At 67.2% G+C, this 15,618-nt stretch carries 12 protein-coding genes and 3 pseudogenes; 7 read left to right on the top strand and 8 right to left on the bottom strand.

Annotated elements, in window-relative coordinates:
• The 3 genes and pseudogenes from ABZ646_RS22450 to ABZ646_RS22440 form a co-directional block, all read left to right on the top strand.
• Positions 1-415: hypothetical protein (locus ABZ646_RS22450; protein ID WP_360521587.1), on the top strand; the 415-nt coding region annotated here is incomplete at its 5' end.
• 584 nt (positions 416-999) lie between these two features.
• A complete protein-coding gene (locus tag ABZ646_RS22445; protein ID WP_360521584.1) occupies positions 1,000-1,320 on the top strand; it encodes a hypothetical protein in 321 nt (106 codons plus the stop codon).
• Positions 1,321-1,368: 48 nt separating this feature from the next.
• A pseudogene (locus ABZ646_RS22440) lies at positions 1,369-1,560 on the top strand (amidohydrolase); the annotation flags it as partial.
• Positions 1,561-1,953: 393 nt separating this feature from the next.
• Here ABZ646_RS22440 and ABZ646_RS22435 read toward each other — a convergent pair.
• From ABZ646_RS22435 to ABZ646_RS22425, 3 genes and pseudogenes are all read right to left on the bottom strand, one after another.
• The gene (locus ABZ646_RS22435) at positions 1,954-2,250 is read right to left on the bottom strand and encodes an EthD family reductase (RefSeq protein WP_360521582.1); all 297 of its coding nucleotides are present in this window, start codon (positions 2,248-2,250) and stop codon (positions 1,954-1,956) included.
• A 17-nt stretch (positions 2,251-2,267) separates the two neighbouring features.
• A complete protein-coding gene (locus ABZ646_RS22430; protein ID WP_360521579.1) occupies positions 2,268-2,831 on the bottom strand; it encodes a dihydrofolate reductase family protein in 564 nt (187 codons plus the stop codon).
• Between the two features lie 62 nt (positions 2,832-2,893).
• Positions 2,894-3,838, bottom strand: a pseudogene (locus tag ABZ646_RS22425) (RNA polymerase subunit sigma-70); the annotation flags it as partial.
• Between ABZ646_RS22425 and ABZ646_RS22420 the strand changes: the two are divergent.
• A pseudogene (locus ABZ646_RS22420) lies at positions 3,839-4,198 on the top strand (MFS transporter); the annotation flags it as partial.
• Positions 4,199-4,493: 295 nt separating this feature from the next.
• Complete coding sequence (locus ABZ646_RS22415) at positions 4,494-5,138, top strand: YkvA family protein (protein ID WP_360521576.1); 645 nt, start codon at positions 4,494-4,496, stop codon at positions 5,136-5,138.
• 864 nt (positions 5,139-6,002) lie between these two features.
• Here the strand turns inward: ABZ646_RS22415 and ABZ646_RS22410 are convergent.
• Positions 6,003-6,248, bottom strand: coding sequence for a hypothetical protein (locus ABZ646_RS22410; RefSeq protein ID WP_360521573.1), 246 nt, complete (start codon positions 6,246-6,248; stop codon positions 6,003-6,005).
• A 395-nt stretch (positions 6,249-6,643) separates the two neighbouring features.
• Between ABZ646_RS22410 and ABZ646_RS22405 the strand changes: the two genes are divergently transcribed.
• Positions 6,644-7,822, top strand: a complete 1,179-nt coding sequence (locus ABZ646_RS22405) for a HAMP domain-containing sensor histidine kinase (protein ID WP_360521570.1) — start codon at positions 6,644-6,646, stop codon at positions 7,820-7,822.
• A 345-nt stretch (positions 7,823-8,167) separates the two neighbouring features.
• Here ABZ646_RS22405 and ABZ646_RS22400 read toward each other — a convergent pair whose 3' ends face one another.
• Together ABZ646_RS22400 and ABZ646_RS22395 are read right to left on the bottom strand one after the other, a co-directional pair.
• Entirely contained in the window at positions 8,168-8,608 is a 441-nt protein-coding gene (locus ABZ646_RS22400) for a hypothetical protein (RefSeq protein WP_360521567.1), read from the bottom strand.
• A gap of 1,086 nt (positions 8,609-9,694) precedes the next feature.
• The gene (locus tag ABZ646_RS22395) at positions 9,695-11,050 is read right to left on the bottom strand and encodes a peptidase (protein ID WP_360521564.1); all 1,356 of its coding nucleotides are present in this window, start codon (positions 11,048-11,050) and stop codon (positions 9,695-9,697) included.
• 1,193 nt (positions 11,051-12,243) lie between these two features.
• Between ABZ646_RS22395 and ABZ646_RS22390 the strand changes: the two genes are divergently transcribed.
• On the top strand, positions 12,244-13,221 hold the full coding sequence (locus tag ABZ646_RS22390) for an AraC family transcriptional regulator (protein WP_360521561.1): 978 nt from the start codon (positions 12,244-12,246) through the stop codon (positions 13,219-13,221).
• Between the two features lie 53 nt (positions 13,222-13,274).
• Here the strand turns inward: ABZ646_RS22390 and ABZ646_RS22385 are convergent, their stop codons facing one another.
• Positions 13,275-14,096, bottom strand: coding sequence for a hypothetical protein (locus ABZ646_RS22385; protein WP_360521558.1), 822 nt, complete (start codon positions 14,094-14,096; stop codon positions 13,275-13,277).
• Positions 14,093-15,618, bottom strand: a 1,526-nt coding sequence (locus tag ABZ646_RS22380; protein ID WP_360521555.1) for an ABC transporter ATP-binding protein, incomplete at its 5' end; no start/stop codon positions are given. The genes ABZ646_RS22380 and ABZ646_RS22385, both read right to left, overlap by 4 nt.

The raw sequence follows: 15,618 nt of genomic DNA, 5'->3' as shown, positions 1-15,618 counted from the left end.
CCACCTCCCCTTCGGCGCCATGGGCTCCAGCGTCACCCTCAGCCAACTCGACACCGGCCCCATGATCCGGGCCGTACGGGAGCTGTTCGCGACCGGATACGCCGCCACACTCAGCCGGAGAGTGAAAAGGGGCGCGCCCTGCGGACCCCAGGTGACGGTCACCGAGCCGGTGCGCGCGGCCCGCACCGTGACCCGGGTGACGCCCTGGCTGTCGGTCGCGGCCGAGGTCACCAGGGCCAGCATCGGGTTACTGCTGCGCGGCTGCGGCCAGGCACCCTGGGCCCGGGGCTTGAGGACCACGGTCACCGTCGTACCCGATCGCACACACAGGGTGTGGACGGAGGGATCCCCGGGACCGTGGGCGGTGGTGGTGGAGCCCGCGACACATCCTGCGGACGCGGAGGACGTCCCGTGAGGGCTTGGGGCTCGCGTCGACTTCGATGCCTGCGGTTTTGGCGTTGCCGACACTGTCGCGGAGGGCGAGCTGGGGGTGCTCGGCGTGCTGGAGCTGCTCACCGAGGGCTCGGTCGTGGGTGGGGTGGCGGAAGGGCGCGGCGGGGCTGAGTCCGCCTCTGAGTCGCCGCCGCTGCCTCCGCAGGCGGTCAGGAGACAGGAGAGGGCGACCAGGACGGCCGCGAGTGAGGGCCGGGTCCGTCGGCCCTGTCTGCTGTCCTCCATCGTCATGACCACTCCTTCGCGCCATTGGGACATCGCTGCGACGTCCGGGGCCGTAGTTCGGTTCCGGTTCCGGGTCCGGCTGGCGGCGGCCCTGTCGGCCGACCCCGACGGCAGGGTCCGCCGGGTCGCAGCTGCCGGCGGTCTGCTGGTCGACTTCGGCATGCCGGTCATCACCGGCTCCGCGTCGAAGCGCTTGTACAGCGGCATCGCGATCGGGGTGCCCGCCAGTTCATCTACGAGACCGCTCGCCGCCCGGGGGCACGGACGCACTCCTCGCGGTGATTTGGGGTAGGCGGTGTGACACCTGATGGGAGGATCATCATGACCACCTATGTGATCACTGTGCCCGGCACCTTTACCGCAGGCGTCGACGAGGCGGCACGGCAGCGGCTGGGGCGGTCGCTGCGGCCCGCGGATCCGCACGGGACCAGGATGGGCAGCGCCGAAGACCTGGACGTGCTCGCCGTCAACGACGACAACACCTTCGCCCTCCGGCTCACCGTGGAGGCGGACAGCAATGCCGACGCGGAGCGCGAGGCGCGGCGGCTTGCGGAGACCGCGCTGCGGGACGCAGGGCTCGACGCGGACCGCGTGCCGCTCGGCCCCGCAGTGATCACCGGCATCGACTCCGAGATCGCCTGACCTGTCGGAGAGTGTCCGACCCGCCGCGCGCTCTCGCGGTCGACGGCCTACTGGGCCTTGGGCTGTGTCGACCCGGACTCCTACCGGACCGCCCGGCAACACGGCACCGTGGCCCAGGACATCCCGGTCAACCACAGCCCCCGCTTCGCACCGGCCCTGCAGCCCACGCTGGACACCGGCGTCCAGGCCCTGGTCGCAGCCGCACTCACCCAGCTGGGGAAACCGGGCCGCACGAGCTGACGGGCTTCCGGCCGGTCCGCCTCTTACACCGCAGCACAGCGATCGACCGCCTTGGCGACGCCCGGGCGAACCTAGCCGTGCAGGGTGAGCACGCTGGGCTTGTTGTGTGGCCGTACCGGCTGGGGCGAACGGGGCCGTGCCGCACGTCGAGGTGTCGTGCGTGGACGCCGCCCGCGAACGTCGGCGGCGTCCACTGCCGAACTGCGCGACGGCCATGTTCGAGGACACGGCTCCGGTAGGGCTACGGCGGTCCGTCCCCCCGTTGATGGTCTGCTGCCGCTCGCCCGAGGCCGGTAGCCGGTCCACTCGCGACGCTCGGGCAAGCAGACGTCTTCGAAAGGGTAGACGCGGACCAACCAGTGAGCCGCGCTCCCCAGTTACGCGTTCGCGCCCCTACAGCACGCTCTCGTCGACCGTGTAGATCATGCTGCGGACCGGGGTGAGCTCCTGGAGTCGGGCCGCATCGGCTGCGGCAGCGCGCCCTGCGGAGGAGGCAAAGGCTGCACGTAGTTCCTCCATCGTGTCCCATTCCAATTCGGCGACCAGGTAGTACGGTTCGCCGCCGCGGACGGCGACCGCGTCGCGCCCGAGCGTGTAGCAGCGCAGTCCCGGGATTCGGCGTACGAGCGGGAGGTGGACGTCGCGGTAGTGGCGGTCGAATGCTGCGGGGTCGGCCGGCGTCTCGTACAAGACGATGAAGCGGGCGGTCAACGGGTGGCCCTGCGGTAGCGGGTGAGGACGGCGGGACCGACCTGTTGCGCCGACAGGCACTCCAGCTCCGTGTGAGGGCCGCCCGCGGGGAAGAGCCGGTCGCCGGTGCCGAGGACGGTGGGGAAGGTCAGCAGCCGGTATTCGTCGATCAGGTCCTCGGCCATCAGCTGGCGCACGATGCTGAGGCTGCCGATGACGACCACATCGCGCGGTTCGTGCTTGACGGCGTCGATGACATCGCCTTCCAGGATCCGCGAGTTCGCCCACGCCGCGGTGTCCGTGCCGCTCGGCGTGCGGGAGGCGACCAGTTTCGGGGCGGCGTTCATGCGTGCGGCGAACGGGCCCTCACGTCCGGGCCACAGGCGGGAAAAGATCTGCCAGGTCGTGCGGCCGAACAGCAGCACGCCGTCGTCCAGCGTGCGGCCGAGCCGGAACTTGTCCCCGTCGATGGCTTCACGGCCGTGCCGCAGCGCCCAGCCGCCCAGCGGCGTCCCCTCCGAACCGGTGGGGTCGGACATGACCCCGTCTACGGTGACGAACCCGATCACGATGATGCTCACAGCGATGTTCCTCTCGCTCAGGTCGAATGCTCACCGGTACATACCGGCGTCGCCCATCCGACTCATCGCTCTGGCGCAAAGTCCCCGGCAGGAATGTGCCGCGGCAGCTCGAAGACGTCGAAGACGCCCGGATCGGCGAAGACGACGTTGTGCGCCACCAGGCCGCCGGTGACGGTGAGCACCTGCAGGGTGTGCAGCCGGTGCCCGCCGCCGGGTTCCGGCGCGTACGCCGCCAGCGCAGGCTGCCCGTTCGCCGAGAGCTCCCGCACAGCCCAGCCGGTGCCGCGCATCCGGAAGACGCGCTCCAGGAACCGGCCGTAGTCGGTGCTGCCCCGGTACCACAGCGCAACCGGCGGCATCTCCAGGATCGCGTCCTCGGCCAGCAACCGCACCAGTGCGGGCACATCGGCGGCCTCGAACGCCCGCACATACCGCTGCACCACCGCCCGCACCCCGGGATCGTCCGGCTCACGCACCACATCCGGACCGCCCGCGCCCGCTAGGGCGGCACGAGCGCGCTGCAGCGCGCTGTGGACCGCCGCCACCGTGGTTCCCAGCTGTTCGGCGACCTCGGCCGCAGTGAACCCCAGCACCTCCCGCAGCACCAGCACTGCACGCTGCCGGGCCGGAAGCACCTGTACCGCAGCCACCCACGCCAGGCGCAGGTCAGCCCGCGCCTGGACATCCAGCCGCGCATCAGGAAACGGCTCCAGCCAGGGGACATCGAGCGCCGGCGTCAGCGCAGCCTCCGGATCGTCGCTTGGCGCACCCAGCCCACACGGCAGAGGGCGCCGGCCGCGCCCCTCCAGCGCGGTCAGGCACGCGTTCGTTGCGATCCGGTACAGCCAGGTACGCATCGACGCGCGCGCGGGGTCATACCGATCCCGGGCCTTCCAGGCGCGCAACAGTGTCTCCTGAACCACATCCTCGGCCTCGTGGAACGAGCCCAGCATCCGGTAACAGAACGCGAGTAGCTCACCCCGGTACGACTCGAAGTCCACCGGCCCATGATGCCGTACGCCGCTCTCAGCCCGACATCGTTCCGGGCACTGCCATGCCCGTCATCCAGGAGAGAAACCATGAGCGAACAGTCCACCGACCTGTTCCTCCTCGGCACGGCCACCGCCCTCGACAGCCCCGCGCGCAACGCCTTCGTCTCTGAACTCATCGACAGACAAAGTCTGTCCAACGCGGTCAGCCTCAACTCCGCTCAGTTCAACCTCGCCCGCGCGATCGGCCCGGCGGTGGCGGGCCTGGCGGTCGCCGGTGCCGGAACCGGCCCCGTCTTCCTGATCAACGCGGCCTCATACCTGACGGTCCTCTACGGCCTGATCACCATCCGGGCCGACGAACTCCACGCCCCCGCGAAAAGAAGTGCGGCGACGCCACGCTCGCCGATGCCTTCCGCGCCATCCGGTCAACGCCTGACCTGCTGCTGCCGATCGCGATCACCGCCTTCGTCGGCACCTTCGGCCTCAACTTCCAGGTCGCCCGGCTACGGCACCTTCCTCGCCGTGCTCGTGCCCACCGGTCTCGCCTCCGTGACCGTCACCACCGCCGCCAACGCCATGACCCAGCTCCACGCCGACCCCGCACTGCGCGGCCGTATCGTCTCCGTCTACCTCCTGGTCCTGCTCGGCGGCACGCCCGGAAGTGGATCCGATGAGCGGGATATGGCACATGGTGATCGGGGTCGCCGTCGGCCTGGTGGCGTGCTGGCTGGTGCTGCTGGGCGCCCTCGCGATCGCCCGGCCCAAGGGCAACCTGCTCACCGAGGCGATCCGGCTCCTGCCCGATCTGCTGTGCCTCGTCTCCCGACTCGCCCGCGACCGCACCCTCCCACGCCGAACCCGCTGGCTGCTCTGGATCCTGCTCGGCTACCTTGCCCTCCCGATCGACCTGGTGCCCGACTTCATCCCGGTCCTCGGCTACGCGGACGACGCCATCGCCGTCGCGCTCGTACTGCGGACCGTCCTCCGGCAGTCCGGCACTGACGCCCTCGACCGGCACTGGCCCGGCACCCCGACGGACTCGGCGTCGTACGCCGACGGGCAGGGCTGCCCACCGAGACTCCCCAGGAGCAGGTCCCCGCCAGGAAGTCAGGACTCGGGGGCTGTCTCAGACGTCGGATGCCCCTGGCCGGTTGATCGGCCCGATGAAGTTCGACCTGGACGGGGCCGGGCCACGGTCCGCGTCCACACCGGCATCGGCTGCGGCAGCGTCGCCGACGTCTACCAGGACCCTCGCACCTACGTGTGGAGCAGCGACGTCAATACGGCCACCCTGCGCAACGGATCGCCTGCTTGAACTCCTCCAGCGTCGCCGCGGTGTGTGGCGTCCTCGGGTTGTCGGTGAACCGGGCAAGGGCCTGCGCCAGGCTGCCGCTCGGGGCGCCACCATCCTGGTCGGGCTTGTGGGAGTCGCCGTGCGAAGGGCGAGTCGTGCGTGAACCATCCACAGGCTCCAACGCCCCCGCGCAGTGATCAGTGAAGCGATCAGCTGAACTGGCCGTTTTCTCATGGGGCTGTTTCGGCTTCAGCTGTCCCCGGTGTTCCAGTCGTCACCGATCACACATCGCGACGCCGACAGTTGACATCCAACGATGTTGTTCACAGCGGCGGACGGCACCCCACGCCTGCCCACTGCGCGCCCACCACCATGCCGCCGACGCGCGGCACGTCCGTTGGCCTGGGCCGTCACCTGCGGACGCAGCGCACGGGATGGTCGCTCGCGATCACCCTTGGCGGGCAATCAGATTCCGTTCCCATGGCGTTCCCATTTCCTTACAGAAAGGAGAACGCCTGATCGCCCTGCGTTAAAATCGCAGGTCAAGAGTGCCCCCGGCAGGATTCGAACCTGCGACACCCGCTTTAGGAGAGAGTCTATTGATCACCCTGTCTGTCCTGGCCTTTCCCTGACTTCACTGTTCCTGCTGGTCAGTGCGGCGGAGTCTTCCGGCTTCTTCCGGTCCTTCCCTGTCTTTACTCGGCCTTCCGTTCCCATGACGTTCCCATGAGGGGCCGCGAAAGTCCCCCGGGGACAGCGGGCCGGGAGTCGGCCGAGGCTGGCCGCAGGGTTCGAAGCGGTGAGCACCGCAGACCCTTTGGGGGTTCAGTTGCGGGCGTCGATGCAGGACCAGGCCGTGATGGTGGTGCATTCGGCAGCCAGTGCCTACAGGGCGCGGCGGACGCGTTCGCTGGCGTTGCGCTGTTGCAGCTCCAGGACGCCGTCGCGGCCCGCGGCGGCCGCCCTTTCCAGTTCGGAGTGGCCGCCTTGGCGGTCGTCGGCTTCGACGAGTGCGTTCATTCCGGCGGCGCGTGCCACGTCCGACATGCCGACGGCGCGGCGTTGGGCCACCAAGGGGACGGCTGTGGCTGCGGTCCCGGTGGCCGAGGCGATGAAGGTGCGACGCCGCACGGGATCCTCCTCCTGCGGGTGGTGCATGGTGCGCTGAACCCTAAGTCCTCAACCGGACAGCCGAACACCCGCTCCAGAGCGGCGCATGTGCGTCCGATGGGCCGGCGCGAGGTTCCGTTCAGCAGGTTGCGTACCGTCCGGGCGGAGACGTCGCCGGGTCGGCCGGTGATGTCCGCGAGTGCTGCGTTCATCCGTCCTGCTAATCCCTCGGTGATGCACCTGGCAGGGAACGCACGGCGCTGTTTTGCCCTCCTTTCCAGTAGAAGGCGATTCCGTCGGTCGCAGCGGCTCAGTGGTGTGAAGATGGGAGTCCGGGCATGCACTCGTGGCACCATGGGCCGGGCCACGTGAGGGGTATGCGTGGCCGGGTCGCGCTCGCGACCTGTCTTGTCGCGATGCTCGCCGTGACCGTCTTCGGACTCATCACTGCCCTGCCCGCTTTGGTGTTGGCGCAGCGCACCCAGGACCGTGAGCACCAGTACGTGTTGCTTGAGTCGGCCCTGAGCAGCTACGGGCGGGACGGCACCCTGGTGCCGGGTGCACGACTGGATGATGCCTCGTTGCCCGCTCCGCTGGCCAACGTGGCCAGGCGGGGCCGGGCCGGTGCATACATCAGCAGTGGTGGTGCCCCCAGGGTCTACGCGGCGGCCGGAGTGAGTGGCAAGGTGCTGTCCATCCCGGCGGTGCCCGTGGAACAGGACCCGCTGCGCCTGGCTGAGCGGGACTTGTTGCCGGGGGGCATCTTTGTCGCCGCGCTCGTTGGGGTGGTGGGTTGGTTCACTGCGCACGGCTTGACGCGGCGGGTGCGGCACGGCGCCGTCGCAGCGCGCGGGATCGTGTCTGGCCAACCGGTGGGCCCAGCTTCCCGCTCGGACGAAGCCCACGGGGAGGCTGCCGAGTTGAGCCAAGCCCTTCGCGACCTTGCCTCGGTCAAGGAGCGGCAGGAGACGGCGGACCGGGAACTAGCCGCCGGGGTCGCCCACGAGCTGCGCACTCCTGTCACGGGTCTGGTCACCGCCTCCGATCTGCTGCCGCACCCGCGCGCGGTAGAGATGGTGCGTGTCGGTGTGCGGCGGATGAGGTCCCTGGTGGAAGAGCTCGATGAGCTGTCGCGGCTGGACGCGGGAACAGAGCGCCCGCATCGAGAACCCGTGGATCTGGCCTCGGTTGTGTGCGGCGTTGTGGCGTGTCTTCCCGATCACGGCCGTGAGACGGTGTCCGTCAGGGTTCTCGGCGAGGGCCGGATGGTGGTGACGGATCCGCGCCGGGTGCGGCGGATCCTGGCGATCCTGCTCGACAACGCCGTCAAGCACGGCAGGGCTCCGGTTGTGGTAACAGTGGACGGTGCCCGAATCGTCGTACGGGACCACGGACCGGGCTTCCCACAGGAGTTGGTGCAGGACGGACCGCGCAGGTTTCGTACGGGAGCCTTTGACCGCAGCACCGGCCGTGGGCTGGGACTGTCGATCGCAGCGGGACAAGCGGTTGTGCTGGGAGGGCGGTTGCGGCTGGGCGCCGCAGCAGGCGGCGGTGCCGAGGCGGCCGTCGAGATTGCCGAAGGTCCCGTGGAGTAGTTCCACGAGAGCGCGTGAGCCCGCACGCCGGATCTTCCGCATTCCAATGTCCGGCGGGTCCGTCGCCGTGGCCAAAGAGGCTTCCCCCCGATGCGACGACGACGCTCCGCCTCAAGTGAGTCTTTCCCGGTGAGTGCTCGTCGCTCTTTGTGATCGCGAGGTTGACGCTGTGGCCAATGCGGTCCGCAAGTCCGCGCAGGCGTAAGGCCCGTGCCAAGAATGATCTCGCGACAGATCGCTCTGACCGGGAGGCCTTCGAGAAGCTCGCCGGAGGCGAACTGACCGATGCCCAGCAGACCACAACAAGGCCATCTGCGGTGAACCGTTCGAGGGGAACGTGCCCTCTCAGCCCGCTACGGGCTTACCGGCCGCAACCGCGACCTCGTCGACGAAGCGCGCGCCCAACTCCTTCCTGGCACGTGCCAGGTCGCCGGTGACACCGACCTCCACCACGCCCGCGGTGTAGCTCGCCACCGATCCATCGCCCACCGAGACGATGGTGTAACCGGTGGTGTGTCCCATCAACGCTGTCACGTGGTTCCGGGTCGCCGCCAGTTCGCTGATCGAACGCGGCGCATCTCGCTTATCGATACGCACTCCCGTTTGGAGTCGGGCGAGCGCGGCGTCGAAGGCGGAGTGCTGCTTGCGGTAGACGATGACGCGATCGCCCGGATTGTCAATCACAAGTCCGGTGAAGGAGTCGGGTTGGGAAGCACCCAGACGCTCGATGGCGTCTGCCGCCGCGTGCAGCTTCTGTTGATTGGGTGGCCCGGAGCTATTGGGCATCGAAGGAGCAGCTGATCTCTGTTTCGCGGGTGTCGCCGGGGCAACGGCGGCCTGTCGACCGCATGCCGTGGCGAGCAGGAGCGTGGCTGTGACTAAGCCGGTCGCGATCGCGTGTATCCGCAGGTAGGAACGTGGCATCAATGTAGCCTCACTTCATCAACAGCGGCTTTGGCCGTACGTCCGCTGTATTGCGCGTGGGGAGCGTCGCGGCCGGCGGCTAAGTCCATGGGCCTTCTTCTTCCGGGCCTCCGGGAGACCAACAACCGAGGGCACCAGTTAAGCGACGCGAGCGGAGGAAGCACCCCCCAACTGACAGATGGAGTTCACGCCCATCCAGCACGAACACAAACGATCACGTTCGGAAAGCGGATGGCGTCTGAGCTCTGTCAACGGCAGAAATGCGGCATCACTCGTTTCGGTGATGCCTCAGTCGGACATTCACGGCGGCGCGCCGGGCGCCAGGGCTGCGGATGGAGATGAGGCAGGGACCGATCGCTTGAGTGTCACGTTCAACTCCGTGTCGGTTGGTTCGCCGTTCGTTGACGGCACCCCGAAGCGGGACACGACGCTCATCACCTCACTGCCGTGCACTCGCGTGCGTCGGCGGTGGTAGGTACTTGCCGGTGGCGCCGTCTCGTAGTCGGCGATTGGCGAGTGGCTCGTCCAGGCTGACTTTGAAAGGCAGGAACCCTACGACTGCCGGACACTTGGTCCCTGCCGGCGGCTGGTACGTCTTTACCGTAGCGGTTACGGTCACAACATGAGAGGTCTGTACCGTACTGACGGTCGGCCTCTGGCAACCGCCGACCTCTACGGGTACCTGGAGGACACGGCCGGTTTGGTCGATGCTCACAGCCCGAATGATCGGCACATGGCCGGTAGCGGGCGATGTCGGCCTGGTGTTTGCCCCCGGTTCGTGCGAGCAGCCAGCGCTCATCGCTGCTCCGGCAACCACCATGGCTGTCATGCTCAGACGAAACCACCGACTCTTCCTCACGGCTGTAAGACGGCGAGCGCAGTTCTCCGGTTCCGTGAAGGACGTTCCGGCTCCACCCACTGGGCTGAGCCGGAACGAGCGAGGGCGGATCACGTTTGCGGGTTCATTTTGAGTCCGAAGTGCGAGAGAATGTCGGGCGCTTCCGTCCAGTAGACGTAGGTGCCGGCATGCCCTCCGCCTGTAGGAGCGTCCGTTGACCCGGCCGAGATGACTCCGCGTGCCTGGCGTGCTGAGCCTGCCTGGAACACCATGGCACCGCTGTCACCTTGAGCAACCGCCCATGCGGAACGGACGCCTTCAACTCCTCGCACGGTGTAGCTGCCTTGTGTTTCGGTCTGCAATGTGTACGTGATGTCCTGGTTGATGACATTGATGCCGCACACGGTCCCTTCCTTCATGAAGAAGGAAGCAACTCCGTCCTGGCACACCGAATCGCCGTTGTAGGAGTAGGCGTCGCCGACAACCGGATACCACGTCGTCGAGTCGCTCTCGTCAGAGTTGTTGTTGCTGCCGTCGATCTCTTCGGCGTCCCACTCCGTGCTTTTTCCGGAGACCGCTCCGACGTAATTTCCAGGGTAGCCCTCGTCTGTATCGTAGAAATCACCCATGGTGGGTGTGGGGGAGCTTCCAGTGTAGATCGGCTCACCCGAGGTGAAGCAGTGGTTCGAAGTGATCATGATCGGGTGGTTGTCGCTGGTACGGACTGCAGGCAGTCCCGCGCTACAGATATACGCGCCATCCGATATTGCGTCGCCGCTGATAAAAGGCGAGGAGTCGTGCCACTTCGTGTCGGCCCAACTGTCCGCTTTCAACGGCCGACCGCTTGCGAATGTGACCTTTACCCCACCGACCGTATCCTGCTGTCCAGCCACGTTTGACGCACCGTCACCTCGGACCTGTGAGCTCGCCGGGGCCACGCCGGGCTTGTTCACCGTCACTTGCACCGACGACCCATCAGTGGCGACAGCGGCGGTGTAGATGGTGTAGGGAAGCTTGTGGGCAGCTTGCTCTGCGAGCAGTTGGGCCCGAGCGGCGTGGAGTTGACGCAAGGTGTAAGGGGCTTTCTTCACCTTCACGAGTCTCGTGTCGATGTGCCGATCTATTCGCTGCGCGGCCCGCAGGAACTGCGCCCCCTTGGATGAATCCGTCAGGTAGATGTCGACCGCATCGTTGGGCGCGTCGATGCGTAGGGTGGAATAGATTCCCGATTCGGTGGTCTTCCCCGCTTGGCCCGCCGCGTTCGCGATCTCCCGTAGCGGGTTGAGAATCCTGTTCTGGTCCGTAACGCCCATCGAAAGGATCTGAGTCAGAGTCGGCTTGGCCTGAGTGGTGGTGGGCGCCGGTTGTATGCCGTGGGCCTGCGCGCTTGGTACCGCCACAGCGGATAAAACCATCCCCGCTATCCCTGCCCCCACGGCAACTTTAAGCAGTCGATCCGATTTCACGGATTACCCCCCATGTTTGTGTGGTTGAATACACCCCTCGAACGAAGGTTCGAGGGGTGATTGAGATCCTATGACTACTATGGAGGTCAATGGGGTGTTTGATCATCTTTTTAAGTGGTCATGACATGGAGAGCATCAACCGTTGCCCCACCGATGCGCTTGTTGGGTCAAACACCGCCTTTTCTTGAATCATTGGGTGGTTTGACGCTGTGGACGTGTGCCGCAGCACCCGCAGCCCATGCCAGCGGCCCTGGGCTGGGGTCGGACCTGCCCCGGTCTCCTCGCCGTCCGTTGCCATGTGGCTCCGGCCGAGCACGGGAGATGGGCCCTGCGGTCGACGCCGCCGTATGGGAGGCCGCGATGAAGCTCACGAGGGTGGGTTACGCGCAACAGTCGTGAGACGTGTTCGTTGATTGATGCCCTGACATCGCGCGGCACTCGTGAGCAAAGCTCGGTGGTGCTGTCGGGCGCTGTATCTCACCGGAAAATGGCCATCCGGCTCCCGGACGTAGCCGTAGCAAGAGCCACTAGGAAGAGCGATGTGTCCCCTGCCCTGGTGCCGAGTGTACCGCTCCGGGTTCGGTAGAGATCTCGATTGTTGGGTGTGAGCTGGGGATTCGTGGTTGCGAAGTAGTGGCTGTTCTCGTATTCGACGGGCGGGATGTGGCCTATTTCCCCCTGGAGTCGGCGGTGGTTGTACCAGCCGACGTGCTCGGCGGGGAAGGCCCTACGACGTTCGGTAGCCGGACCGCACGGTCGGCCTGAAGATAAAGCCCACAACTCCCGCCGCTCGACGGCATATTGACCGCAGTGGGTGAATCATCCGGGCAAGCTCGACATGTGACGATATGAAATTTTCGTGAGATCGGTAAGAGGCTACTGCTGCTGTTTGTGCCATGTCCGCGACCGGTAGAGATCATTCGGCATTTATGTGATCACCGTGAAGGCGGGGGCGCTGTGGCGTTAGTTGCACACCAGAGAAGCACCACGAGTCGGATATGGCACTGGACGGGCCGTCATGAATGGAACCGGCTGCTTGCCGTTGTCGCCATCTCCTCGACGGTGATCGGCGCGGGGATCCAGGCCGCGCCGCCGGCCTCGGGAACCCCCCGCCAACCCCCGGCTGTGAAGCACACCAAGCCTGTACCCGTCACGGCGATCGTCTCCCACCACCACCAACTCAAGCCCCCGACATGCTGACGCAGACCGTCTTCCGCAGCGAGGACTTACCGGTTGCCGACCGGTTCGACGCCTGGTGCGAGATCATGGGTCGCGTATACGCGCCCATGAAAATGACCAGCGAGTTCGCGGCAGACTTCCGGGCTCACCTCCGGTGTATCCCGCTCGGAGAGGTGACCGTGTACCCGACGACGTTCCAGCAGACGACCTTCCGTCGCACGCCGCGGCTGATCCGCCAGTCCGACCCGGAGGCCTACCACCTCTCGGTCCTCCTGGACGGAGAAGGCGGGACGGCGTGGGACGGGCACGAGGCCGCCTATCGGCCACTCGACCTCCACATCGTCTCTACCTCCCTACCGCACGAGACATGGAGCGGGCGGCTGCCAGCCACGATCGTCGGCGTCGAGATTCCGCGAGCTGCGCTGCCACTTCCGTGCGGCCGAGCAGACCGAGCTATCGGGCGGCAGATGTCGGGGCGGGAGGGCGTGGGGGCGCTGCTCACGCAGTTCCTCACTCATGTGGCCGCCGATGTCGGCTCGTACCGTCCGGACGACGCCCCGCGCTTGGGGACCGTGCTCACCGACCTGGTCGCGGCCCTGTTCGCCCACAACCTCGCCGCCGAGCCACTCCTGCCGCCTGAGGCCCACCGCCGCACGCTGCTTCTGCGGATCCAGCGGTTCATTCACCACAGCCTGACCGAAGGTGACCTGACGCCCAGTCGGGTCGCCGCTGCCATGCACCTGTCTCGCAGTTACCTGCACCGGCTGTTCCAGCAGGAGGGCATCACGGTGGCGGGCTACATCCGCCGCCTGCGCCTGGAAGCCGCCCGCCGGGACCTGGCCGATCCCGCCCAGCACTGCATCCCCATCCATGCCATCGCAGCCCGCTGGGGGTACCCGCGCGCCGCCGACTTCACCCGCGCCTTCCGGGCCACCTACGGGATGCCGCCCATCGAGTACCGCCGGGACGGCGTTCGCCGGCAGCCGTGCTGAACGCACGGTGACGCCCAGCGCGCGCCCTGAGTCTCGAATCGGCCGATTCGTGATCAGCGTGCCTTCTGATGCGGTTTGGTCGCGCCGAGGGTCAGCAGCAGGCGACGGTCCCCGGCCCGCTCGAACTCATGCAGGGCATCCTGCCGCAGTTCGATCAGACGCTGGCGGAGATCCGAATCCAGTTCGCGTCCGGTATGGAAGAGACGCTGATCGCCGGCGAGTTCGATGGCCCTGGCGAAGAGGGCTTCCTGCGGCCCGGTCATGCCGGTCCGGGAGGCCCGGTCCCGCTCCAACGCCTCGATCCACAGGCGGCTTTGTACCTCCGGCGGTGAGGCATCGAAGATCGCCCGCTGGTAGGCGACCGGGTGTGCGGTCACGCCGTCGTAGGAGCGCGGGAGTTCGTCGCGGTGGGCGGAGACCCAGCGGGCCGCCACACTGTTCTCCCGGGCAGCGGTCGTGGGAGGTTTCCCGGTGAGCAGCATCCGTGCCGCGGCCAGAGTGCCGCTCCACAGCACCGGTAGGGAAGGAGTGCCGGAGCCGGCCGCCTGGGGCGCGGATTCGTCGTGGCGCATCCGGCCGAGGGCGCACACGACGCTGATGGTGCGCCGCGGTCCGAGTCTGCGGATCAGGGGCACCGCCATCACAGGGCCCGTCCAGGCCCGGACCTCGTCGTCGTGGGTCCGCAGTAATGTTGGTGCCCACGGCGCGTGTGCGCCGAGTGCCTGCGCGCGCCACTGCCGGACGTCAGGGCGGTCGAGCGGGACGACGGCGAGCCGGTCGCCGGAGGCACGGGCGACCTCGCGGGAGATCTTCCGGCAGGTGCCGCAGGTCGCGTCGTAGGCGAGCAGGAAGCGCTCGGGTGTTGTCGTGGTCATCGATACTTCTCCGTGAGGCGAACCGGCCGGGGCTCAGGGTGCTGGGGGTTGTCCTTGGCGAGTAGCGAGGCGTAGAGCCCACCGCGTGCCTGGAGTTCGGCATGGGTGCCCTGTTCCACGACGCGCCCCTGATGAAGCGCGATGATCTGGTCGGCGTCCCGGACGGTGGACAGACGGTGCGCGATGGTGATGGTGGTCCTACCTTCTGACAGCTGGTCGAGCGCCAGCTGGACGATGCGCTCCGTGCGGGTGTCCAGCGCGCTGGTGGCTTCGTCGAGGACCAGCACGCGCGGGTCGCGCAGCATGGTGCGGGCGATGGCCAGGCGCTGCTTCTCGCCTCCGGAGAACCGGTATCCGCGTTCGCCAACGACGGTGTCGTAGCCGTCCGGGAGGCTCTCGATGAGGTTGTGGATCTGGGCGGCCCTGGCGGCGGCGATCACCTCTTCGGCGGTGGCCTGCGGCCGGGCGAACCGGAGATTGTCACCGATGGTGGTATGGAAGAGGTATGTCTCCTGGGAGACAACCCCGACGATGGAAGCGAGGGTGGCCTGGTCGAGGTCACGGATGTCCACACCGTCGATCAGAATGCGGCCCGATGTCACGTCGTACAAGCGGGGGATGAGGTAGCCCAGGGTGGTCTTGCCGGCGCCGGTGGCACCGACCACGGCGACGTGGCTGCCGGCCGGGATGTCGAGGTTGATCTCCCGCAGCGCCGGCCTTCGGTCGCCGTAGCTGAAGCTGACCTGCTCCAGGCGTACGTGCCCTCGTGGGCGATGCAGCTGCGTGGGGTGGGCCGGTTCGGCCATCTCGACCGGCAAGTCGAGATATTCGAATATTCGCTCGAAGAGAGCGAGCGAACTCTGCAGGGTGATGCCGACGCCCAGTAAGGAGACGGTCGGGCCGAACAGCCCCTGCTGGAGCGTGGTGTACGCGACCAGGGTACCGATCGAGATTGCCGGATGGCCATGATGACCCGTCAGCCCGGCGGCCCAGTATATGCCGATCGGCATGGCGGACATGATGATCTGCATAGTCACCGCCCGCCATCGGCCCGCCATCGCCGAACGGATCGTCAGCTCGGTGAGCGTGCCGGACTCCCGGCTGAACTGCTCGACCAGCGTCTGCGTCCGGCCCATCACCCGGCCGAGCAGAAATCCGCTCACCGACAGCGACTCCTCCACCAGGACCGAGAGCAGCGCCTGCTGGACCTGCCGCTGCCGGGTGATCACCCGCCGCTGGTTGCCGACGTTCCGACTGATCAGAGCGAAGATCGGGAGCATCAGCAGCGAGATGATGGTCAACCGCCAGTCCAGGGCCAGCATCGCGATCAGGCTGGCCACGACGGTTGTGACGTTGCCGACGATGCTGCCGGACAGGCTGCTGATCACTGACCCCATGCCGCCGATGTCGTTGGAGATGCGGGACTGCACCTCGCCTGTCCTGGTCCGGGTAAAGAAGGCCAGTGGCATCCGCTGGAGCTGGGCGTAGACTGCGGTACGCAGGTCGTTCATCATGTTCTCGC

It is taken from the genome of Streptomyces sp. NPDC007162, from assembly GCF_040634175.1.
In the GTDB taxonomy this organism is placed as follows: Bacteria; Actinomycetota; Actinomycetes; order Streptomycetales; family Streptomycetaceae; genus Streptomyces.
This window is presented reverse-complemented; position numbering and strand designations above follow the sequence as displayed.